Annotated in this window: 16 protein-coding genes; 4 read left to right on the plus strand and 12 right to left on the minus strand. The window is 70.1% G+C overall.

All coding sequences use genetic code 11. The annotated features are described in order from the left end of the window. Positions 1-7 precede the first annotated feature (7 nt). The 4 genes from frc (at position 8) to ACFWZ2_RS01325 (ending at position 6,291) form a co-directional block, all read left to right on the plus strand. On the plus strand, positions 8-1,237 hold the full coding sequence (gene frc / locus ACFWZ2_RS01310) for a formyl-CoA transferase (protein ID WP_384539972.1): 1,230 nt from the start codon (positions 8-10) through the stop codon (positions 1,235-1,237). A 3-nt stretch (positions 1,238-1,240) separates the two neighbouring features. After that, positions 1,241-3,397 carry an acetate--CoA ligase family protein gene (locus ACFWZ2_RS01315; RefSeq protein ID WP_384539975.1) on the plus strand — a complete coding sequence of 719 codons (2,157 nt, stop codon included), beginning with the start codon at positions 1,241-1,243 and terminating at the stop codon, positions 3,395-3,397. Positions 3,398-3,518: 121 nt separating this feature from the next. Continuing rightward, on the plus strand, positions 3,519-4,904 hold the full coding sequence (locus ACFWZ2_RS01320) for an OFA family MFS transporter (RefSeq protein ID WP_384540360.1): 1,386 nt from the start codon (positions 3,519-3,521) through the stop codon (positions 4,902-4,904). Between the two features lies 1 nt (position 4,905). Then, positions 4,906-6,291, plus strand: a complete 1,386-nt coding sequence (locus ACFWZ2_RS01325; protein WP_384539977.1) for an OFA family MFS transporter — start codon at positions 4,906-4,908, stop codon at positions 6,289-6,291. Positions 6,292-6,392: 101 nt separating this feature from the next. Here ACFWZ2_RS01325 and ACFWZ2_RS01330 read toward each other — a convergent pair whose 3' ends face one another. From ACFWZ2_RS01330 to ACFWZ2_RS01385, 12 genes are all read right to left on the minus strand, one after another. Further along, entirely contained in the window at positions 6,393-7,463 is a 1,071-nt protein-coding gene (locus ACFWZ2_RS01330; protein ID WP_384539980.1) for a sugar phosphate isomerase/epimerase family protein, read from the minus strand. A gap of 136 nt (positions 7,464-7,599) precedes the next feature. Beyond that, positions 7,600-8,976 carry an alkaline phosphatase family protein gene (locus ACFWZ2_RS01335; protein ID WP_384539982.1) on the minus strand — a complete coding sequence of 459 codons (1,377 nt, stop codon included), beginning with the start codon at positions 8,974-8,976 and terminating at the stop codon, positions 7,600-7,602. Beyond that, complete coding sequence (gene eboE / locus ACFWZ2_RS01340) at positions 8,973-10,142, minus strand: metabolite traffic protein EboE (protein ID WP_384539984.1); 1,170 nt, start codon at positions 10,140-10,142, stop codon at positions 8,973-8,975. Before eboE ends, ACFWZ2_RS01335 begins: the two co-directional genes overlap by 4 nt. Before the next feature lie 3 nt (positions 10,143-10,145). Beyond that, positions 10,146-10,994 (minus strand): TatD family hydrolase, encoded by an 849-nt coding sequence (locus ACFWZ2_RS01345; RefSeq protein ID WP_384539987.1) that lies wholly within the window; start codon positions 10,992-10,994, stop codon positions 10,146-10,148. A gap of 8 nt (positions 10,995-11,002) precedes the next feature. Further along, positions 11,003-11,701 (minus strand): EboA domain-containing protein, encoded by a 699-nt coding sequence (locus ACFWZ2_RS01350; protein ID WP_384539990.1) that lies wholly within the window; start codon positions 11,699-11,701, stop codon positions 11,003-11,005. Next, the gene (locus tag ACFWZ2_RS01355) at positions 11,698-12,822 is read right to left on the minus strand and encodes a sugar phosphate isomerase/epimerase family protein (RefSeq protein ID WP_384539993.1); all 1,125 of its coding nucleotides are present in this window, start codon (positions 12,820-12,822) and stop codon (positions 11,698-11,700) included. The genes ACFWZ2_RS01350 and ACFWZ2_RS01355 overlap by 4 nt, the downstream gene beginning before the upstream one ends. Beyond that, a complete protein-coding gene (locus tag ACFWZ2_RS01360; protein ID WP_384539996.1) occupies positions 12,819-13,877 on the minus strand; it encodes an SCO3242 family prenyltransferase in 1,059 nt (352 codons plus the stop codon). The genes ACFWZ2_RS01355 and ACFWZ2_RS01360 overlap by 4 nt, the downstream gene beginning before the upstream one ends. Continuing rightward, positions 13,874-15,019, minus strand: a complete 1,146-nt coding sequence (locus ACFWZ2_RS01365; protein WP_384539999.1) for an inositol-3-phosphate synthase — start codon at positions 15,017-15,019, stop codon at positions 13,874-13,876. Before ACFWZ2_RS01365 ends, ACFWZ2_RS01360 begins: the two co-directional genes overlap by 4 nt. A 92-nt stretch (positions 15,020-15,111) precedes the next feature. After that, entirely contained in the window at positions 15,112-16,530 is a 1,419-nt protein-coding gene (locus ACFWZ2_RS01370; RefSeq protein ID WP_384540001.1) for a ThuA domain-containing protein, read from the minus strand. Between the two features lie 16 nt (positions 16,531-16,546). Continuing rightward, positions 16,547-19,006 carry a PQQ-dependent sugar dehydrogenase gene (locus ACFWZ2_RS01375; protein WP_384540004.1) on the minus strand — a complete coding sequence of 820 codons (2,460 nt, stop codon included), beginning with the start codon at positions 19,004-19,006 and terminating at the stop codon, positions 16,547-16,549. A 259-nt stretch (positions 19,007-19,265) separates the two neighbouring features. Further along, a complete protein-coding gene (locus tag ACFWZ2_RS01380; RefSeq protein ID WP_384540008.1) occupies positions 19,266-20,267 on the minus strand; it encodes a sugar phosphate isomerase/epimerase family protein in 1,002 nt (333 codons plus the stop codon). A gap of 35 nt (positions 20,268-20,302) precedes the next feature. Then, complete coding sequence (locus ACFWZ2_RS01385; protein ID WP_384540011.1) at positions 20,303-21,508, minus strand: Gfo/Idh/MocA family protein; 1,206 nt, start codon at positions 21,506-21,508, stop codon at positions 20,303-20,305. Between the last annotated feature and the right edge of the window lie 39 nt (positions 21,509-21,547).

The raw sequence follows: 21,547 nt of genomic DNA on the forward strand, positions 1-21,547 counted from the left end.
GACGGCCATGACCAAGGCTCTTGAAGGCATTCGCGTCCTCGACATGACCCACGTCCAGTCCGGCCCGTCGGCCACCCAGCTGCTCGCCTGGCTCGGTGCCGACGTGGTGAAGCTGGAGGCGCCGTCCGGGGACATCACGCGCAAGCAGCTGCGCGACCTCCCCGACGTCGACTCGCTGTACTTCACGATGCTCAACTGCAACAAGCGGAGCATCACCCTCAACACCAAGACCGAGCGCGGCAAGGAACTCCTGACCGAGCTGATCCGGCGCTCCGACGTGATGGTCGAGAACTTCGGCCCGGGCGCCGTGGACCGGATGGGCTTCACCTGGGACCGCATCCAGGAGATCAACCCACGCATCGTCTACGCCTCGATCAAGGGCTTCGGAGAGGGCCCCTACACCAATTTCAAGGCCTACGAAGTGGTCGCCCAGGCCATGGGCGGATCGATGTCGACCACGGGCTTCGAGGACGGTCCTCCCCTCGCCACCGGCGCCCAGATCGGTGACTCCGGGACCGGCATCCACGCCGTCGCGGGCATTCTGGCCGCCCTCTTCCAGAGGGAGAACACCGGTCGCGGACAGCGCGTGAACGTGGCCATGCAGCACGCCGTCCTCAACCTGTGCCGGGTCAAGCTGCGCGACCAGCAGCGGCTCGCGCACGGACCGCTCGCGGAGTACCCGAACGAGGACTTCGGGGACGAGGTGCCCCGCTCCGGGAACGCGTCCGGCGGCGGGCAGCCCGGGTGGGCCGTCAAGTGCGCGCCGGGGGGCCCGAACGACTACGTGTACGTCATCGTGCAGCCCGTGGGCTGGCAGCCCATCACCGAGCTGATCGGGCGCCCGGAGCTCGCGGACGACCCCGACTGGGCCACTCCGGAGGCACGCCTTCCCAAGCTCGGCAAGATGTTCCAGCTGATCGAGGAGTGGTCGTCGACGCTGCCCAAGTGGGACGTACTGGAGCGGCTCAACGCCCACAACATCCCGTGCGGTCCGATCCTCTCCACCAGGGAGATCATCGAGGACGCCTCGTTGGTCGCCAACGAGATGGTCGTCGAGGTCCCGCACCCCGAACGCGGCACGTTCACCACCGTCGGCTCCCCCCTGAAGCTCTCCGACTCCCCCGTGGACGTGGTCAGTTCGCCGCTGCTCGGCGAGCACAACGCTGAGGTGTTCATCGGTGAGCTCGGCCTCGGCGACGAGGAACTGCGCCTGCTCAAGTCGAACGGAGTGATCTGAGTGATGGCAGAAGACCGCGTGCTGAGGGTGCGCACGCTGCTCGACTCGGTGCGCGCCGAGGGACGCACGTCCCTGACGGCCCCCGAGGGCAAGGTCATCGCGGACGCCTACGGAATCGCCGTACCGGGCGAGGAGTTGGCGACCGACGTCGACGAGGCCGTGGCACACGCCGCCCGCTTCGACGGTCCTGTCGTCATGAAGATCGTCTCCCCCGACATCCTGCACAAGACCGACGCGGGCGGCGTGATCGTCGGCGTGGAGGGCTCCGCCGACGTACGGGCGGCCTTCTGCCGGATCGTCGAGAACGCGCGCGCATACGCCCCTGACGCCCGTGTCGAGGGCGTACAGGTGCAGGAGCTGCTGCCGAGCGGTCCCGCCACGCAGGAGGTGATCGTCGGGGCGGTGACGGACCCGACGTTCGGGAAGGTCGTCGCCTTCGGGCTCGGCGGCGTCCTCGTGGAGGTCCTCAAGGACGTCACGTTCCGCCTTGCGCCCGTGGACGCCGACGAGGCGGTCTCGATGCTCGACTCGATCCGGGCCGCGGAGGTGCTGCGGGGAGTGCGCGGAGCGCAGCCCGTGGACCGTTGGGCGATCGCCGAACAGATCCGCCGGGTCTCCCAACTGGTCACGGACTTCCCCGAGATCGCGGAGGTCGACCTCAACCCGGTGATCGCCACCCCGGAGAGCGCGATCGCGGCGGACATCCGGATCATCCTCTCCGAGCACGCCCCCACACCACGACGCACCTACACACGCGCGCAGATGCTCACCTCGATGCGCCGCCTGATGCAGCCTCGCTCCGTCGCCGTCATCGGCGCCTCGAACGAGCAGGGGAAGATCGGCAATTCGGTGATGCGCAACCTCATCGACGGCGGCTTCTCCGGAGAGATCCATCCGGTGAATCCCAAGGCCGATGACATCTTGGGCCGCAAGGCGTACAAGAGTGTCACGGACGTTCCTGGTGAGGTGGATGTGGCGGTCTTCGCCATCCCCGCCAAGTTCGTGGCATCGGCCCTGGAGGCGGTGGGCCGCAAGGGCATACCCAACGCGGTTCTGATCCCCTCCGGCTTCGCGGAGACGGGTGAACACGCCCTCCAGGAGGAGATCGTGGCGATCGGCGAGCGCTACGGAGTACGGCTGCTCGGCCCGAACATCTACGGCTACTACTCGACGTGGCAGGACCTGTGCGCGACGTTCTGCACGCCCTACGACGTGAAGGGCGGCGTCGCCCTCACCAGCCAGTCGGGCGGCATAGGGATGGCCATCCTCGGTTTCGCACGCACTACGAAGACGGGTGTTTCCGCGATCGTCGGGCTCGGCAACAAGTCGGACCTGGACGAGGACGACCTGCTCACCTGGTTCGGCGAGGACCCCAACACCCAGTGCATCGCCATGCACCTGGAGGACCTCAAGGACGGCCGCGCCTTCGTGGAGGCAGCCCGGGCGACCGTCCCGAAGAAGCCGGTCGTGGTCCTCAAGGCCGGGCGGACGGCGGCGGGCGCGAAGGCCGCGGGATCCCACACGGGCGCGCTGGCGGGCGACGACGCCGTGTACGACGACATCCTGAAGCAGGCGGGCGTGATCCGGGCCCCGGGGCTCAACGAAATGCTCGAGTACGCGCGCGCGTTGCCGGTCCTGCCCACTCCCCAGGGCGACAACATCGTCATCATCACGGGCGCGGGCGGCTCGGGCGTGCTGCTCTCCGACGCGGTGACCGACAACGGCCTGACGCTGATGGACATCTCCGACGACCTGGACGCGGCCTTCAAGGCGTTCATCCCGCCCTTCGGGGCCGCGGGCAACCCCGTGGACATCACCGGGGGCGAGCCGCCCTCGACGTACGAGGCGACGATCAGGCTCGGCCTGGAGGACCCGCGCATCCACGCGCTGGTCCTCGGCTACTGGCACACGATCGTCACCCCTCCCATGGTCTTCGCCGAGCTCACGGCCCGCGTCATCGCGGAGTTCCGCGAGCGGGGCGTGGAGAAGCCCGTGGTGGCGTCGCTGGCGGGCGATGTCGAGGTCGAGGAGGCCTGCCAGTACCTCTTCGAGCGGGGCGTCGTCGCGTACCCGTACACGACCGAGAAGCCGGTGGCCGCGCTCGGCGCGAAGTACCGGTGGGCACGGGCCGCGGGGCTGCTCCGGGGTGGTGGTCGATGAGGGCCTGAAGCGACAGGGCGGTCGGCGGTGCGCGCCGGCCGCCCCGGGACCCGAGCGCGCACGAAAGGAATTTGGACAGGGGGCGCTGGCCAGATCTTTCGACGCAAGGGGTGCGACCGTCATGACCACGACCGAACTACCGACTTCCGTCCCCTACAGGGAGGTGACGGACGCCAACGGCCGGATGTACCGGGTTGGTGAGACCGATATCGACATCATGGGCCGCAAGCGGAAGTGGATGGTGATCCTGCCCTGGGTGGGCATGATGGGCATCTCGTCGGCCGAGTACGCCTTCGCTTCCGCCGAGGACACCCTGCACACCGCGCACCACTGGAACGACCAGCACATCTTCTGGATGATGACGGTCTGGGTGATTTTCCAGGCAGCCGTGGCCTTCCCCGCGGGCCGGCTGCGCGAGAGCGGCAGGTTGCCCGCCCGCTGGGCGATGATGCTCGGCGCGTCGGGCACCTTGCTCGGCTATCTTTCGCTGGCCTTCGCGCCACATGTCATCGTCGCCTATCTGGGCTTCGGCATGTTCAGCGGCATGGGCGCCGGAATGGTGTACGCCACCTGCGTCAATATGGTCGGCAAGTGGTATCCGGAGCGGCGGGGCGGCAAGACCGGCTTCGTCAACGGCGGCTTCGCCTATGGTTCGGTGCCGTTCGTCTTCTTGTTCACCGGCTTCATGGATCTGACCAACTTCCGCTGGGTGCTGGTCTCGGTGGGTTTCCTGCTGGCCACGATGGTCGCGGTCGCCGGTTACTTCTTCAAGGATCCACCGAAGAACTGGTGGCCCGCTGACGTCGATCCGCTCCATCCGCCCGCCGACCCGCGTGCGCGGCGTTCCCTGCGGAAGAACCCACCGGCCGTCAAGCAATACACCCCCTTGGAGGCGTGGAAGACCGGGCGGGTGGCGCTGATGTGGTTCTGTCTGGCCTGCACATCCGGTGTGAACATCTTCGGCATCGCCTTCCAGGTCGACATCGGCAAGGAGGCGGGATTCGCCGGCGGGATCGTGGCCACCGCGATGTCACTCAAGGCGATCGTCAACGGCACCGGGCGCGGCGTCATCGGCTGGCTGTCCGACCTCTACGGCCGCAAGCAGTGCCTGCTCGTGGTCTGCGTCATTCTCGGCCTCGCCCAGTTCGGCATCCTCTGGTCGGCCGACGTCAAGAATCTGCCACTGTTCCTGATCTTCTCCGCGATATCCGGCTTCGGCGGGGGCGCCATCTTCCCGATGTTCGCGGCACTCACCGCGGACTACTTCGGCGAGAACAACAACGCCTCCAACTACGGAATGGTCTACAGCTCCAAGCTCGTATCGGGCCTCGGCGCCGGTATGGGGGCCGTGGTCGTCGACGCCTGGGGGCACTCCGGTGCCTTCACCCTGGCGGGCTGCATTTCACTCTTCGCGGGCTTCATCGCACTCTTCCTTTCCCAGCCCGGCAGGCCCAGGCCCCGTGGCATCGAACCCAACCCGCAACCCCTCGGTGAGGAGATGGCTTGATATGACGGCGGAGCCCATCGCCGCAGGAAATACGGCGCCGGCCACCGGCGCGAGGTACCGAGAGATCACCGACGAGCACGGCCGCGTCTATCGCATGGGCGAGACGGACCGCGACATCCTCGGCCATTCCCGCAAGCTCATGGTGTATCTGCCATGGATAGCGATGATGGCCATCAGCGTTTCCGAGTACGCGTACGGCTCGGCGGAGGACACACTGTCCAGCGCCCATGGCTGGACACAGTCCAACACCTTCTGGATCCTCAGCGTCTGGGTCTTCTTCCAGGCGGGCATCGCGTTCCCGGCCGGATGGCTTCGGGAGAAGGGCATCGTGACCGCCAAGCGGGCCATGATGATCGGCTCCTTCATGTGCATGCTCGGGTTTGTCGCGCTGTCCCATCTCAGCAATGTGTGGCTGGCGATCCTGGGGTTCGGTGTCATCGGCGGCCTGGGCTCCGGTCTCGTCTACTCGACCTGTATCAATATGGTCGGCAAGTGGTTCCCGGAGCGCAAAGGCGGCAAGACGGGATTCGTGAACGGCGGCTTCGCGTACGGTTCGCTGCCGTTCATCTTCATCTTCAACTACGCCTTCGACACATCGAATTACCACCGTGTGCTCGACATGATCGGCCTGTACGTACTGGTCGTGGTGCTCGTCTGCGCCTTCTTCTTCCGGGACCCGCCGAAGAACTGGTGGCCGCACGACATCGATCCGCTCGCCATGTCGGGCGACGACAAGAGCGCGAAGTCGCTGGCCAAGAACCCGCCCGCGGTACGGCAGTTCACCCCCAAGGAGGCCATCAGGACCGGCATGCTGCCGCTGATGTGGCTGAGCCTGGTCCTCACTGCCGGGGTGTCGATCTTCGGCATCTCCTTCCAGGTGGACTTCGCCAAGGAGATCGGCTTCGGGCCCCTGGTCGCGGCCTCCTCCATGGGCGTCATGGCGGTCGTCAACGGCGTCGGACGCGCCGTCGTCGGCTGGATGTCGGACATCTGGGGCCGCAAGCTGAGCCTGGTGCTCGTGATCGTGGTGCTCGGCCTCGCCCAGTTCGGTGTGATCTGGGCGGGCGACATCCACAGCGAGTGGCTGTTCCTGTTCTTCGCGTTCCTTTCGGGCTTCGGCGGCGGCGCGTTCTACCCGATGTTCGCGGCGCTGACCCCGGACTACTTCGGCGAGAACTACAACGCCACCAACTACGGGCTGGTCTACAGCGGCAAGCTCATCAGCGGCCTGTTCGGCGGCGGACTCGGCTCGATGGTCGTCGCCGCATGGGGTTACAACGGGGCGTATGCGCTGGCAGGCGGGGTCTCGATGGTGGCGGCGGCGGTCGCGCTGCTGCTGCGGCAACCGGGGCGCGAGAAGACCGCGACGGCGTCCGTGACCGCATAGGCCGTCTACGGAGGGACGCTCCGAGGGAATCTCAGGAGTACGTACGCGGGGTGGGGCCCGGCCGCTCGGCCGGGCCCCTCTCTGCTCCCCGCCGGGCGCGGCTACTCCCCGCAGCGCTCCCGCAGCGAGTGCAGGTGCTCGCTGGACTTGCGGGCGAAGGCATAGGACTCGACTGGGCTGTCGTGCTCGGTCTGCCAGTGGTGATAACGCCGTCCCTGGTGGGTACGGGCCGTCACCTTCGAAAGGAACCTCTTGTAGTCGATGTCCCCGTCCCCGACGTCCGTCATGCGGTAGCCGTCCCGCGTGGTCTCGTCACGGATGCCGTCCTTGACGTGGAACAGCGGATAACGGTGCGGCTGCTTGAGCACATAGGAGAGCGGCTCGAAGGGAGCGGGGGTTCCGTCGGGCCGCTTGCCGAACCGGAACTGGGCGCAGTAGGCCCAGTAGATGTCCATCTCCAGGTACACGAAGTCGGGGTCCGTCTCGGCGAGCAGCACGTCGTAGAGCCTGACCTTCGGCTTGTCGGCGGCGAAGGAGAACTCCTCGGCGTGGTTGTGCTGGTAGAACTTCATGCCGCGCTTGCGGGCCGCCTCGCCGTACGTGTTGAAGTCCTCCGCCGCACGCTTCCAGGCGTCGACGGTCGAGCCGTAGCGGAAGGGGCCCGACGCGGTGCCGATGTGCTGGAGACCGAGGGCCTCCGCGTCGTCGAGGACCTTGGTCAGGTTCTGCGCGAAGGTGTACGCGTTGGGGTTGTTGTCGTCGTAGTAGCCGACGTGGGAGCCGATCGGGTGCAGCCCGTGGTCGTGGGCCAGCGCCTTCAGCCGGGCGAGGGTGATGGCGCCCGCCGAACCCTGGGTGTAACCGGCGAACTCGATCTCGTCATATCCGTACTTCTCCAACTCGGCGAAGACGGGGGCGAATCCGACGGTGGAGACCTTGTCGCGGAGGCTGTAGAGCTGGACGCCGAGGCGGCCGGGTGGCAGGACGGGGCGGCCGTGGCCCTTGCCCGACGGCTCGGCCGCCGTCGTGTCCACGGGCTTGTCCGCGGCGACTGCCGGTGTGGTCGCGCCGATCAGCGCCGTGGCGGTGGCGCCCGCGGCCACGCCGAGCATGCCGCGTCGGCTGAGTCTGTGGGCGAGTTCAGGGTCGGCGGAGGTGGGCTTGCGGCTCATGCGGTCTCCCGGGGTCACATCAGGGATGGGTTCGAAAAAGGGATCAGGGATCACTCGGGGTCGGACCCTGATGGCAGGGTCCGCGCCGTCTGGTTCAGTGGAGATCAAGCAGATTCAGCGACCCGGGCCTTCGGGCTCAGGCCAGGCCTGCGAGTTGGAGCAGCAGCGATTTCACTTCGGTGGCCGCGACGCGGCCGCTTACGGCGCGGGGGGTGGAGCACAGAATGAGCGGACTTTCGTCCTCGCTCGTGGGGAGGCGGCCATGGCTGCCGCGAATAGGTGACGGGTCCAGGGGCACGACCGCCATCCGGTAGCGCATGCCGAGCTTCTTGCGGGCCAGCGCGCCCGCGGCCTTCACACGGACGTAGGGGTCCTGGGGGTCCATGAAGAGCTCGACGGGGTCGTAGCCGGGTTTGCGATGGATCTCGACGAGCTGTGCGAAGTCGGGCGCACGGGCGTCGTCGAGCCAGTAGTAGTACGTGAACCAAGCATCCGGCTCCGCGACGGCGACGAGTTCACCGGAGCGCGGGTGGTCCAGATGGTGCGCCTTCTTGCCCTCGTCGTCGAGGAGTTGCTCGATGCCGGGAACACCCTCGAGGGCCGCACGTGTGGCCTCCAGGTCCTCCGGGCGACGCACATAGACATGGGCGATCTGATGGTCGGCGACCGCGAAGGCGCGGGACGCCATCGGGTCGAGGTACTCCATGCCGTCCTGGGTGTGCACTTCCACGAGGCCCGCGCGGCGCAGTACGCGGTTGATGTCGACCGGCCTGTTCACACGGGTGATGCCGTACTCGGACAGGGCGACGACCGTGCGGCCCTCGGCCTTGGCATCGTCGAGGAGCGGCGCGAGGGTCGCGTCCAGGTCGGCCGCCGCCTGACGGGAGCGGGGGTCGTCGGGGCCGAAGCGCTGCAGGTCGTAGTCGAGATGAGGGAGGTAGCACAGGGCCAGGTCGGGGTGGCGGGTGTCGATGATGTGCCGGGTGGCGTCCACGATCCAGCGGCTGGAGACGATGTCGGCGCCGGGGCCCCAGAAGTGGAAGAGGGGGAACGTGCCGAGTTTCTCGGTGAGTTCGTCGTGCAGGGCCGGGGGCCGGGTGTAGCAGTCGGGTTCCTTGCGGCCGTCGGCGTAGTAGACGGGGCGGGGGGTGACGGTGACGTCGGTGTCGGCGCCCATGGCGAACCACCAGCAGATGTTGGCGACGGTGTAGCCGGGGTGCGCGCGGCGTGCGGCGTCCCACAACTTGTCGCCGGCGACAAGGCCGTTGTGCTGACGCCAGAGGAGTACGTCGCCGAGCTCGCGGAAGTACCAGCCGTTGCCGACGATGCCGTGCTGGGCGGGGGTGGTGCCGGTGAGGAACGTGGACTGGGCGGCGCAGGTGACGGCGGGCAGGACGGTGCCGAGCTGTGCTCTGGCGCCGGACTGGCCGAGGGCCTTCAGGTGCGGCATGTGGTCGAGGAGGCGCGGGGTGAGGCCGACGACGTCCAGAACCAGCAAGGGAGTGGGAGTCATGGGAGTTCCTTCAGGCCGAGGTCCGTCAGGAGGTCACGGGCGAGGGTGAGTTCCGCGGCGATGCCGTCGGTGAGCTGCGGGCGGCCGCGCGGGCGCAGTGCGGGCGGCAGGGCCTGCCAGGTGTAGGTCTCGACCTCGAGATGACGGGTGAGGGGGTGAGGGCCGCCGACGAGGCGGGTCAGGGTGTCCTGGAGCACCGGAAGCGTGGAGGTGAGTGGCGCGGCGGGGGCCGCGTGCAGGGGGACGTGGAAGTGCGCCCGCCAAGGGGCCGTGTCGGGCAGCGCATGGTCGGCGAGCGCCTCGCCGAGGTCGTCGGTGCCGCGCAGTCCGGTGCCGTTGAGCGTGCGGGTCTGGTGCAGGAAGCGGGGTTCGTCGAAGGCGGCGAGCGCCTCGCGGACAGCGGGGAGATGGGGGTGTTCGGCATGCAGGGCGGCGGAGAGCTGCGATTTGACGACGGGGATGCGCGCGGCGGTCAGGGCGTCGAGCGCGGCCTGCGGGTCTTCGAAGGAGGTGGCGAGGTGACAGGTGTCGACGCAGACACCGATGCGGTCGTGACCGACCGCGGTGAGGGGGGCGATCGCGTCGGCGGTCGTCTCGACGGTGCAGCCCGGTTCCGGTTCGAGGCCGATGCGGATCGACCGGCCGGTCAGTTCATCGAGGGCGTCGAGGCGTTGGGCGAGCGCGGTGAGAGCGCTGCGGGCGGCCTCGGCCCGGGCGGTGTCGAAGGGGGTGCGCCAGGCCACGGGCAGGGTGGAGATGGTGCCTTCGGCGACATCGTCGGGCAGCAGGGTCGCGAGCAGCCGGGCCAGGTCCGTGGTGTGGGCGAGGCGCTCCGGATCGGTCCAGTCCGGCTTGTACACGCGGTACTTGACCTCTTCGGCGCCGAAGCCCTCATAGGGGAAGCCGTTGAGGGTGACGACTTCGAGGCCGCGCCGGTCGAGTTCGGTGCGCAGGCCGCGCAGCGCCGCGGGGTCGGTGACGAGGGCGCGGGCGGCGTCCTTGGCGAGCCACAGGCCGATGCCGATGCGGTCCCTGCCGAGCCGTCTGCGCACCGGCTCGCAGTGGTCGCGGAGCTGGGCGAGGACGCCGTCGAGGGTCTCCGCGGGGTGCACGTTCGTGCAGTACGCGAGGTGGACGGTCGAGCCGTCGGGGTGCCGGAAGCGCATCGCTCACGCCCCGCCGCGCAGGATGGAGTTGCCCTCGTGGGTGGCCTCCGTGCCGACGACGTCCAGGGCGAGGCGACCGCTGAGCCCGTAGAAGGCCACGGGGTTGCGCCAGAGGACGAGGTCGACGTCGTCCTCGTCATACCCGGCCACCAGCATCGCATCGGCGACCTTGCGGGTCTTGAGGGGGTCGCTCTTCCCCCAGTCGGCGGCCGAGTTGACGAGCACCTTCTCGGGGCCGACGTCACGCAGGATCTCGATCATCCGCTCCTCGTCCATCTTGGTGTCGGGATAGACGGAGAAGCCGAGCCAACAGCCGCTGTCCTTGGCCTCCTTGACCGTCGTCTCGTTGAGGTGGTCGATCAGGACGCGGTCCAACGGCAGCGCGGACTCACGGACGACGTCGATCGTGCGGCGCAGCCCCGCGAGCTTGTCGCGGTGCGGGGTGTGCACGAGCGCGGGCAGCTCGTGGTCGGCGGCCAGCTGGAGCTGGGCGGCGAGCGCGTTGTCCTCGGCGGGCGTCATCGAGTCGTAGCCGATCTCCCCGACGGCGACGACGTTGTCCTTGACGAGATAGCGGGGCAGTGCATCAAGGACGGGGGTGCAGCGGGGGTCGTTCGCCTCCTTGGGGTTGAGCGCGATCGTGCAGTGGTGGGCGATCCCGTACTGGGCGGCACGGAAGGGTTCCCAACCGAGGAGGGAGTCGAAGTAGTCGAAGAAAGAGGCGGGCGAGGTGCGGGGCTGGCCGAGCCAGAAGGCGGGCTCCACGACCGCGCGGACACCCGCGGCATACATGGCCTGGTAGTCGTCTGTGGTGCGGGAGGTCATGTGGATGTGGGGATCGAAGATGCGCATCGGGACTCCTACTCCTCGCCGGTCGAAGGGGCCGTGGGGCCCGAGGGAGCCGCAGCGGCCGAGGGGGCCGTGGGGGCGGTCAGGGCCAGGACGCGGTGCAGGTCGCCGGGGACGGTCCGGCCCGCGGCGGTGCGTTCGTTCGCGTAGTCGCCGAGCATCCGGGCGAGTTCGGCGTCGCCGTGGGCACGCCGCGCGAGGTCGGTGACGGCCTCCACGGGGACGCCGGTGAACAGGCACTTGAGGACGGCGTGCCGCCAGTCGTGCGGGGCGAGGTGCGCGGCGGCGTAGGGGCCGACGGCCGCGGCGACCAGCCGGGTGTCGTTGGTGCGCAAGGCGTCCTCGACCAGTGCCAGCGCCTCCGGTCCCGGCACCAGGTGGGGTAGGGCGTGCAGGACGGCGCGGCGTTCGGCTGCGGTGCCTTGGGCGTAGACGCGGGCGAGGGTGTCCGGGTCGGCGGCCGCCGTGTGCAGGAGGAGGACGCGGGCGGCGTCGGCGTGGTCGGGGCCGCAGCGACGTCCGGCCTCCGCGAACCGCAACTCCCAGGTGGGGACGCCTCCTTGCCCCGAGGCGCCTTCCCTGGGCGCCCGGGAGGCGGCGGCCTCTGCGGTGGCTTCGGCGGTGGCCTGGTCGAGCCAGGCACGGGCGGCGCCGCCGAGGTGGGCTTCGAGGTGGGTGCGGAGGGCGGCGATTCCGGGGGTGTCGGTCACGGGGTTCCTCCTTCGGCGACGCGGTGCAGGAAGTCGATGGAGTGCGCGGCGAGTTGCGGGCCTGCGTGGGAGTGGCGGGGCAGTTCGACGACGGTCAGTCCTTCGTAGCCGGTGGCGGCCAGGGCTTCGAGGACGGGCGGGAAGTCGATCTCCCCGTCGCCGAAGGGCAGGTGTTCGTGGACACCGCGGCGCATGTCCTCGATCTGGACGTGCCACAGCCAGGGCGCGGCGGCCTTGACGCAGTCAGCGGGAGGGAGGGGTTCGAGGCACTGGCAGTGGCCGATGTCGAGGGTGAGGCCGAGGAGTTCGGGGTCACCGAGTGCGTGCCGGAGGTGGTGGAAGTCAGCCAGTGAGGAGAGGAGGTGACCGGGCTCGGGCTCGACGGCGAGCGGGACACCGGCGCCGGACGCGGCGTCCAGGACGGGTCCGAGTGTGTCGGCGAGGCGTTGCCAGGCGGTGTGCTCGTCCGTGCCCTCGGGGGTGATGCCGCTGAAGCAGTGCACGGCGTGGGCGCCCAGGTCGGCGGCGACCTGGACGGCGCGGATGAGCAGGCGGACCCGGTCGGCCCGCCGTTCCGGATCGGGGTCGAGGAGGGAGGGGCCGTGCTTGCTGCGCGGGTCGAGGACGTAGCGGGCTCCGGTCTCGACGGTGACGGTCAGGCCGAGCCGGTCGAGCCTGCGGGCCACGTGTCGGCTGCGGGCGGCGAGGTCGGGGGCGAGGGGGTCGAGGTGCATGTGGTCGAGGGTCAGTCCGACACCCGCGTAGCCGAGGTCGGCGAGGAGGCCGAGGGCGTCGTCGAGGCGGAGGTCGGTGAGCCCGTTGGTGCCGTAGCCGAGGCGGAGTCCGCCGGGCGGGGGGCGGTGCGGAGGGTTCGTACCGCTCGGCGGGGTCCGGGGGAGGGAGCCACTCTCCGCGCCGCTCGCGCCACCCGCGCTACCCGAGGCACCCGCGCCAGCCGCACCGCCCGAGGCCCCCGAGACACCCGAGGCCCCCGAGGCACCCACCCCGTCCATGCCGCCCAGGCCACTCGTACCGCCCATGCCACCCGTGCCGCCCGAGCCACTCGCGGGCCGCCGGGAGTCGGAGCCACTCGCGGGCCGCCAAGAGTCGGAGCCGCTCATGTCACGCTCACCTTCCGTGCGAACTTCCGGGCCGCCGGGGCGAGGGCGGCGGTCAGGAGGGCGGTTCCCGCGGCGCCCGCGCGGGCGGACAGGGCGGCCTGGAGCGGGATCATGGCGCGGATGCCGCCGCCGACGGCTCGTTGGGTGAGGGGAGGTGAGGGATTGAGGACGGCGTGGAAGAACGGTTTGGCGACGGTGCCGACATAGGCGACGGCGAGCGCGCCGCGCAGGGTGCGTAGGGCGGTGCTTCGGGCGGTGACCGGTGCCGTGGGGGTGGTCCCCGGCAGGCCGAGGGCGGCTGCGACCGCCGCCCGTCGGTTCGCGGCCCGGCCGGTGACCGGCCCCCGGCCCACCCGCTCGGCAAGCACCGCGGCCGCTGCAAGTGCCGCCAACGGCGCCGCCGTGGAACCTCCCTGGGCTTCGCGGCGGGAGACGGTGGTGACCGCCAGAGTATGGGCGGCCAGCACCACCGCGGACGGCACCACCCCGGACGACGCCACCGCGGACGGCACCACCCCCGACGACGCCACCCCGGACGCCCCCGCAACGGACGCCCCCGCACCCCCAAGCCGACCACGTCCCCCCGCCCCCGCGCCCGCCCCCGCGCCCCCAGTAGCCACCGCCCCCAACACCAGATCCAGCCCCCGTGCCGCCGCCATCGCGGTCGGGCCCGCTGGGGTGTGTTTGAGGTGGAGGTCGTAGGCCCAGACCGTGGTGGCCAGGGCGGTGGCCGTGGTCAGGGAGGGGCGGCCTGCTCGGGAGGCGAGGGCGAGGCCCGTTGCCGTGAGGGCTGTTGCCGCGGCGAGGGCGGCGGGTGGGGTGATGCGGCCCGAGGGAAGGGGGCGCTCGGGGCGTTCGACGGCGTCGTCGGCTCGGTCCGCCCAGTCGTTGAGGGCCATGCCCGCTTCGTACAGACAGAGAGAGGAGGCGATGGCGATGAGGGTGCGGTGGTTGGGGCGCAGACCGGTGGCGGCCGCACCGGCGAGGGCGTCGCCGGGGACGGTGAAGAGGGCGGGCAGGCGCAGCAGTTCCGCCCAGTCGCGGGGCGTGCTCATCGGGTCTCCCGCAGGCGCTCCGCGAGGCCGAGCAGTTGTGCGTACTGCTCGCCGAGTGCGGCGGGTGACCCGTCGTCGGGGTCCTTGAAGTAGAAGCCGAGGGAAGGGAGGGGGCCGACGAGGCCGCGTTCGTGGGCGCGGGAGGTCAGCCGGGCGAGGTCCAGGATCAGGGGGGCCGCGAGGGCCGAGTCACAGCCCTGCCAGGTGGTCTGCAGGACCATGCGGGTGCCGAGGAAGCCGTCGAAGGCGATGTGGTCCCAGGCCGTCTTCCAGTCGCCGAGCGAGGGCACGTCGTCGATGTGGACCTCTCCCTCGGGGGCCGTGCCGAGGGTGTCGGCGAGGACGCGTTCCTTGCCCGCGTTCTTCGCGGCCGCGGCGGCCGGATCGGCGAGGGCCGCGCCGTCGCCGCCGCCGAGGAGGTTGGTGCCGGACCAGGACCGTACAGCGAGGGCGCGTTGGGCGAACATCGGGCCCAGCACGGAGCGGAGCAGGGTCTGTCCGGTCTTGCCGTCGCGGCCGGCGTGGGGCAGTGCGGAGGTGCGGGTGGCCTCGGTGAGGTGGGGGTGGTGGAGACCGGTGGAGGGGGTGAAGTTGACGTAGGGGCAGCCTGCCCGTAGTGCAGCGGCCGCGTAGAGGGAGCTGGCGGGCAGTCGTGTGTCGCCGTCGGCGGGGAGGGGCTCCGTCGAGGCGACGTTGATCACGACGGCGCGGGCCAGGTTCCGGCGACGCAGGAAGTCGCGCAGGTCCGTGGTGAAGGCGTCGATCAGTTCGTCGTCGGTGCGGGTGTCGCCGGGCAGTGGTCCGCCGGGGCGTATCTCGGCGTCGGCGGCGGCGAGTTCGGCGCGGACCGCGGAGGGGAGGCCGTGCGGCAGGACGCCGCCCGCGGCGAGTTCCTCGGCGCGTTTGGGCAGGGGGCAGTTCGTGGTGTCGTGGCCGCCGAAGACGAGTGACGACAACGTTGGCAGGCCTGAGTCCGTGAAGGGGGGTGTTTCGGTGACCATGCCGGTCGGCGCGTGCAGTCCGGCCGCGATCGCCGCGCACCCGGTGACGGTCGTGGTCGCGACCGATCCGCGCGCCCCGATCAGCCAGACCCCGACGAGTGGTGTCCCGACGGAAGAAGTAGAGAGCGCGGATGTGGACACGGCTGCCTCCTGCCATGACTCGACTACTCGACGAATGGGTGCGACGGAGCAAGACGGCGGGCGGAGGTCCGGCGTCCTCCGCCCGCCGCCGTCTAGCGGCCCGCGCCCGAGCCGGACGGTGCGGGTGAATCGGACGGTGCGGAGGGACCGGAGCCGGTCGCGGGCAGGTCCTTGACGCGGATGTCGCGGAAGGAGACCTCGTCGGCGTCGCCGTGGTTCTGGATGCCGATGTGCCCTTGGCGCAGGCTCCGCGCCGGGTCGGTGTTGGTGAAGTCGTTGATCTGGACGCCGTTGAGGTAGATCCGCAGGCGTTCGCCCTCGACCCGGATCTCGTAGGTGTTCCACTCCCCCGGCGGGTTCAGTGCCTTGTCGCGCTTCTTCAGGTCGGCGGACTTGAAGCCGTAGACGGAGCCGGTGGTCTTCTCGGGGGCGTCGGTGGCGTCGATCTGGATCTCGTAGCCGTTGTTGACGGCGGACCAGGGGTCGTCGGAGGCCGGGAAGCCCACGAAGATCCCGGAGTTGTCGTCCCCGGCCATCTTCCAGTCGACCTTGAGGGAGTACGAGCCGAGCTCACGCCGGTCGTACCAGAGCATGCCCATCCCGCCGACGGACGTCAGTGTCCCTTCGGACTCGTTCAGGGTGAAGGAGCCCGGGCCCGCCTGCTGCCAGCCTTCCAGGGAGGCCGCCGTGCCGTCGAAGACCGGCGTGTAGCCCCGTTCGGGCCGGCAGTCGGCCTGGGCGGCGCCGACCGCCCAGCGGATGCCGCCGAGGAGGTGCTGTCGGAAGGCCGGTTCGGCGTAGGACTCCTTGGTGTGGCCGCCGCCGGTGTAGAAGGAGCGGCCGGCCCCTCCCTCGACGGAGCTCTGGCACCAGGCGATGGGGTGGTCGCCCGACATCGTGCCGCCCGTGTACGACGATTCGTCGAGGGAGGCGAGGACACGGGCCTTGTCCCGGGGGTTGGCGCGGTAGTTGTACCACTCGTCGGTGCGGTCCCAGGTTCCCGTGCCCAGGTGGGCCGTGGCCGGGTGCGCGTGGTCCTCGACATGGATCTTCGCGGGCTGGATGGCGGGGTGCGACTGGAAGTAGGCGCCCGCGAGTCGGCCGTAGAAGGGCCAGTCGTACTCGGTGTCGGCGGCCGCGTGCACGCCGACGTAGGCGCCGCCGCCGCGGATGTACTTCTCGAACGCCGTCTGCTGCCCGGCGTTCAGGACGTCGCCGGTGGTCGAGAGCCAGATCACGGCGTCGTACTTGGCGAGGTTGGTGTCGGTGAAGGCGGCCGCGTCCTCGGTGGCGTCGACGGCGAAGCCGTTCGCGGCGCCGAGTTCCTTGACGGTCGCGATGCCGGTGGGGATCGAGTCGTGCCGGAATCCCGCGGTCTTGGAGAAGACCAGGACCCGTTCGCCCTCCTTGCCGTGGTCCGGTCCCGGTGTGGAGGCCGCGGGGCCCGTGGCACACCCGATGAGCAGTGCGGCGGCCGCGGTCGCGGTCATGAGCCGTGCTCGTCTGCGCATGGTGCTCGCCCCTTCCTCAGCTGGTGGTGAAGGTGAAGTCGTCCACGTCGTAGAGCGCTCCGCTGCCCGAGCCCTTGAAGACCAGGTAGAGCGTGGTGGTGGTCGTCGGGGGCCGGGTGATGGCCGTGCTGACGTCCGTGTAGGTCTCCCATGAGCCGGTCGGGGTGACCTTCGCGGTGCCCAGGAGCTTGCCGGTGGCCGATCCGCTGCGGACTTCGAGGGTGCCGCCGGATCCGGCGGAGGCGACGCGCGCGGTCAGCTTGGTGGCGTTGCCGAGGACGTAGGGCTTGAAGGAGATCCAGTCGCCGTTGTGGATGTCACCGACGGTCTTGCCGCCGTGCGCCGGGGTGTGGTTGACGATGGAGACGCCCTTGGAGTCGCCGTAGTGCTCGCCCTGGCGGTGCTTGGGCTGGACGACGTTCTGGTCGTGGGTGGTCAGCGCGGGCTGGCCATTGGCACCCTTGTCGGTGTACTCGGCGTCGAAGACCCCGAAGATGTTGGCGTTCGGGTCGTGCTCACCGTCGGCGGAGGTCTGGATGGTGCCCGAGCAGCCGTTGGCCGAGGTGACCGGGTGGCCGTGGCTGTCGTGGCCGAGGATGTGGGTGACCTTGACCTTGGTGCAGTCGATGGTCTTGTCCTCCGGGTCGGTGACCTTCACCTTGAAGGGCACCTTGTCACCGAAGGTGAACAGCTGGCCGTCGGCGGGGAGTTCGAGGGTGACCTTGGGCGCGGTGTTGCCGACGGTGAGGTGCGCGCTCGCCGAACCGGTGCGTCCGGTGGGGTCCTTGACGGTCACGGTCGCCGTGTAGACGCCGTTCTTCTTGTACGTGTACGTGGGGTTCTGCTGCGTCGATGTGCCGCCGTCGCCGAAGTCCCAGGCGTAGGTGAGGGTGCCGCCGTCGGCGTCGGTGGCCTTCGCGGTGAACTTCGTCTTCAGCGGTGCCTGGCCGCTGGTCACCGAGGTGCTCGCCTCGACGATCGGGGAGTGTCCGTCGGTGGCGTTCTCGATGCGGTAGAGGGCGGAGTTGGCGTCGCCGTTGAAGTAGCCGGTTCCGTAGTCGAGGACGTAGAGGGCGCCGTCGGGGCCGAACTCCATGTCCATGACCTGGGTGCCGGTCCACGGGAACGGGTTGATCTTGGAGATGGTGCCGTCCGCGCCCTGCTCGATGCGCTTGATCCAGCGCCGGCCGAACTCGCCGGCGAAGTAGTTCCCGTCGTACGCCTCGGGGAACTTCACCGGCGAGGTGTTCGCCGCGTCGTAGCGGTAGACGGGGCCGCCCATCGGGGACTCGGAACCGGAACCGAACTCGGGGACGGAACCGCCGTCGTACGGAATCCAGGCTTCCTGCGCGGCGGGCAGGTCGGTCAGGCCCGTGTTGTGCGGCGATTCGTTCTTCGGCGCCGCGCAGTCGAAGGCGGATCCGGAGGCCCCGGTCGCGAAGTCGTAGTCGACGTAGGCGTCGTTCTTGCCGGTGCAGTAGGGCCAGCCGAAGTTGCCCGGCTTGGTCACGCGGGCGAACTCGACCTGGCCCGCGGGGCCGCGCTTGGGGTCGGCCGCGCCCGCGTCGGGCCCGTAGTCACCCACGTACACGATGCCCGTCGGCTTGTCGACGCTCATCCGGAAGGGGTTGCGGAAGCCCATCGCGTAGATCTCGGGGCGGGTCTTCGCGGTGCCCTTGGCGAAGAGGTTGCCGTCCGGGACGGTGTAGGTGCCGTCGTCGGCGACCTTGATGCGCAGGATCTTGCCGCGCAGGTCGTTGGTGTTGCCCGCGCTGCGCTGCGCGTCGTAGGCGGGGTTGCGGTTCGCCCGTTCGTCGATGGGGGTGAAGCCGTCCGAGGCGAAGGGGTTGGAGTCGTCGCCCGTCGAGAGGTAGAGGTTGCCGTCCTTGTCGAAGTCGATGTCGCCGCCGACGTGGCAGCAGATGCCGCGGCTCGCGGGGACGTCGATGACCTTCTTCTCGCTGGCGGCGTCCAGGGTGCCGTCGGCCTTCAGGACGAAGCGGGAGAGGCGGTTGACGCCGTCGAACTTCTTGAAGTCGTCCGCGGTGCCCTCGTTCGGGGCGTCGCCCGCGGGGGTGTCGAGCGGGGGCGCGTAGTAGAGGTAGACCGCGCGGTTCTCGCTGAACTTCGGGTCGATGCCGACGCCTTGGAGACCCTCTTCGTCGTGCGAGTAGACCGGTATCTTCCCGGCGACCTTGGTGTCGCCGGTCGCGTCGGTGAGGCGGACCGTGCCGTCGCGGGAGGTGTGCAGGACGGAACGGTCGGGCAGCACGGCGAGCGTCATCGGCTCGCCCATCTCCGGCTCGCCCTTGGCGAGCGTGACCTGCTGGAAGTCCTCGGCGGCGGGCGCGGCCCCGGGCGGATCCGCGGGGACGGCGCCGGCCTGGGGTACGGCGATGGCCAAAGAGGCACCGGTCAGGAGTGTTCCGGTGAGCAGGGCGAGGGCTTTGTGGAGTCTCGGGCGTTTCCTGTGCACGGGGGTTCCTCCGGATGGGAGCGGGTGTCGTGCGGTACTCCGTGCGCCGGGGTGCGCCGTCACCCCGGAAGTCTCATGTCCTGTACACATCAGGGACGGTAGCGAGCTTTGTACGTGGCCGAAAGCCCTTGTGCGGTACCAGAGTTCGGCTTCTTCCTCCGACAGGACAAAGCTCCGCGAGGCGGCGGGGCCCGGCCGGAACCGAGCGCCGCGCAGGCCCAGGCCTCAGTCCGAGCCGAACGCCGCGCAGGCCCAGGCCTCAGTCCGAGCCGAACGCCGCGTCGAACGACGCGCTCGGCGCCTCGAAGTCGTACGCCTTCAAGCGCTTCAGCGCCTCGGGCGCGCCCTGGAGGCGGTCCATGCCCGCGTCCTCCCACTCCACCGAGACCGGGCCCTCGTACGCGATGGAACGCAGCATCCGGAACACGTCCTCCCACGGGACGTCCCCGTGGCCCGCCGACACGAAGTCCCAGCCGCGGCGCGGGTCGCCCCACGGCAGATGCGAGCCGAGCCTGCCATTGCGGCCGTCCAGGCGGCGCCGGGCCTCCTTGCAGTCCACGTGGTAGATCCGGTCGCGGAAGTCGTAGAGGAAGCCCACCGGATCGAGGTCCTGCCACACGAAGTGCGACGGGTCGAAGTTCAGGCCGAAGGCCGTGCGGTGGTCAACGGCCTCCAGAGCCTTGTGCGTTGTCCAGTAGTCGTACGCGATCTCGGAGGGGTGCACCTCGTGGGCGAAGCGGACGCCCTCGGCGTCGAAGACGTCCAGGATCGGGTTCCAGCGCTCCGCGAAGTCCTCGTAACCGCGCTCGATCATGGACTCGGGGGCCGGTGGGAACATCGCGACCAGATGCCAGATCGCCGACCCCGTGAAGCCGACGACCGTGTCGACGCCGAAGGCGGCCGCCGCCCGCGCGGTGTCCTTGATCTCGGCGGCGGCCCGCCGCCGCACGCCCTCCGCCTCCCCGTCGCCCCAGATCCTGGCGGGCAGGATCGCCCGGTGCCGCTCGTCGATGATCGCGTCGCAGACGGCCTGGCCCACCAAGTGGTTGGAGATCGCCCAGCACTTGAGCCCGTACTTGTCGAGCAGCGCGTGCCTGCCAGCCAGATAGCCGGGGTCGGCGAGCGCCTTGTCGACCTCGAAGTGGTCGCCCCAGCAGGCGAGTTCGAGGCCGTCGTAGCCGAAGTCACGGGCGAGGGAGCAGACCTCCTCGAGCGGCAGGTCGGCCCACTGGCCGGTGAAGAGCGTGAAGGTGCGGGGCATGACGGGGCCTCCTCAGGCAGGGATCGGCTGAACACTCAGGCAGGAATCGGCGTATACACGGAGTTCTTCGCCGCGCTCTCCTCGACCGCCGCGAGCACCCGCTGCACGGAGAGCCCGTCGGCGAAGGAGGGCGCGGGTTCGGCGCCCGTGGCGATGGCGTGCAGCAGGTCGCGGGCCTGGTGCACGAAGGTGTGCTCGTAGCCGAGGCCGTGGCCCGGCGGCCACCAGGCCTCCAGGTAGGGGTGGTCGGGCTCGGTCACCAGGATCCGGCGGAAGCCGGCCGACGCGGCGGGCTCGGTGTGGTCGTGGAAGGAGAGCTCGTTGAGCCGCTCCAGGTCGAACGCCAACGACCCTTCGGAGCCATTGAGTTCGAGCCGCAGGGCGTTCTTGCGTCCGGTGGCGAAGCGGGTTGCCTCGAAGCTGGCGAGCGCGCCGGAGGGGAAGCGGCCGGTGAAGACCGCGGCGTCGTCCACGGTGACCGTGCCGAGCCGGGTGCCGCCCGACGCGGTGAGCCCGCTGGACACCCCCGCCGCCGCCTCGACAAGCGGCCGTTCGCGTACGAAGGTCTCGGTGAGCGCCGAAACCCCGGCGACCTGCTCCCCCGCCAGATACTGCGCGAGGTCCACGATGTGCGCCCCCAGGTCACCGAGCGCCCCGGAGCCCGCGCGGTCCTTGCGCAGCCGCCAGGTGAGCGGGAACTTCGGGTCCACCAGCCAGTCCTGAAGGTACGTCAGACGTACGTGTCGGAGCACGCCGAGCCGTCCGTCGGCGACCATCCGGCGGGCGAGCGCGAGCGCGGGAACCCGCCGGTAGTTGAAGCCGACCATGGCCATCTGTCCCCGGGCGCGGGCCCGTTCGGCGGCGTCGGCCATCGCCTCGGCCTCCTCGACGGTGTTGGCGAGCGGCTTCTCGCACAGCACGTGCTTGCCCGCGTCGAGCGCGGCGACGGCGATCTCCGCATGGCTGTCGCCGGGGGTGCAGATGTCGACGAGGTCGACGTCGTCCCGGGCGATCAGGGCGCGCCAGTCGGTCTCGGCCGCGGCCCAGCCGAGCCGGTCGGCCGCGGCGCGCACGGCACCGCCGTCGCGTCCGCAGACGGCCGAGAGCACCGGCCTGACCGGCAGGTCGAAGACGCGCCCGACGGTGCGCCAGCCCTGGGAGTGGGCCGCGCCCATGAACGCGTATCCCACCATGCCCACCCCCAACGGCCGCTTCCCCGCCTCGGGTTCCGTCTCACGCATGCGGTACTCCTCCTCGTCGACGCTCGATGGGCGGTACTG

Source organism: Streptomyces sp. NPDC059002 (assembly GCF_042740435.1).
In the GTDB taxonomy this organism is placed as follows: domain Bacteria; phylum Actinomycetota; class Actinomycetes; order Streptomycetales; family Streptomycetaceae; genus Streptomyces.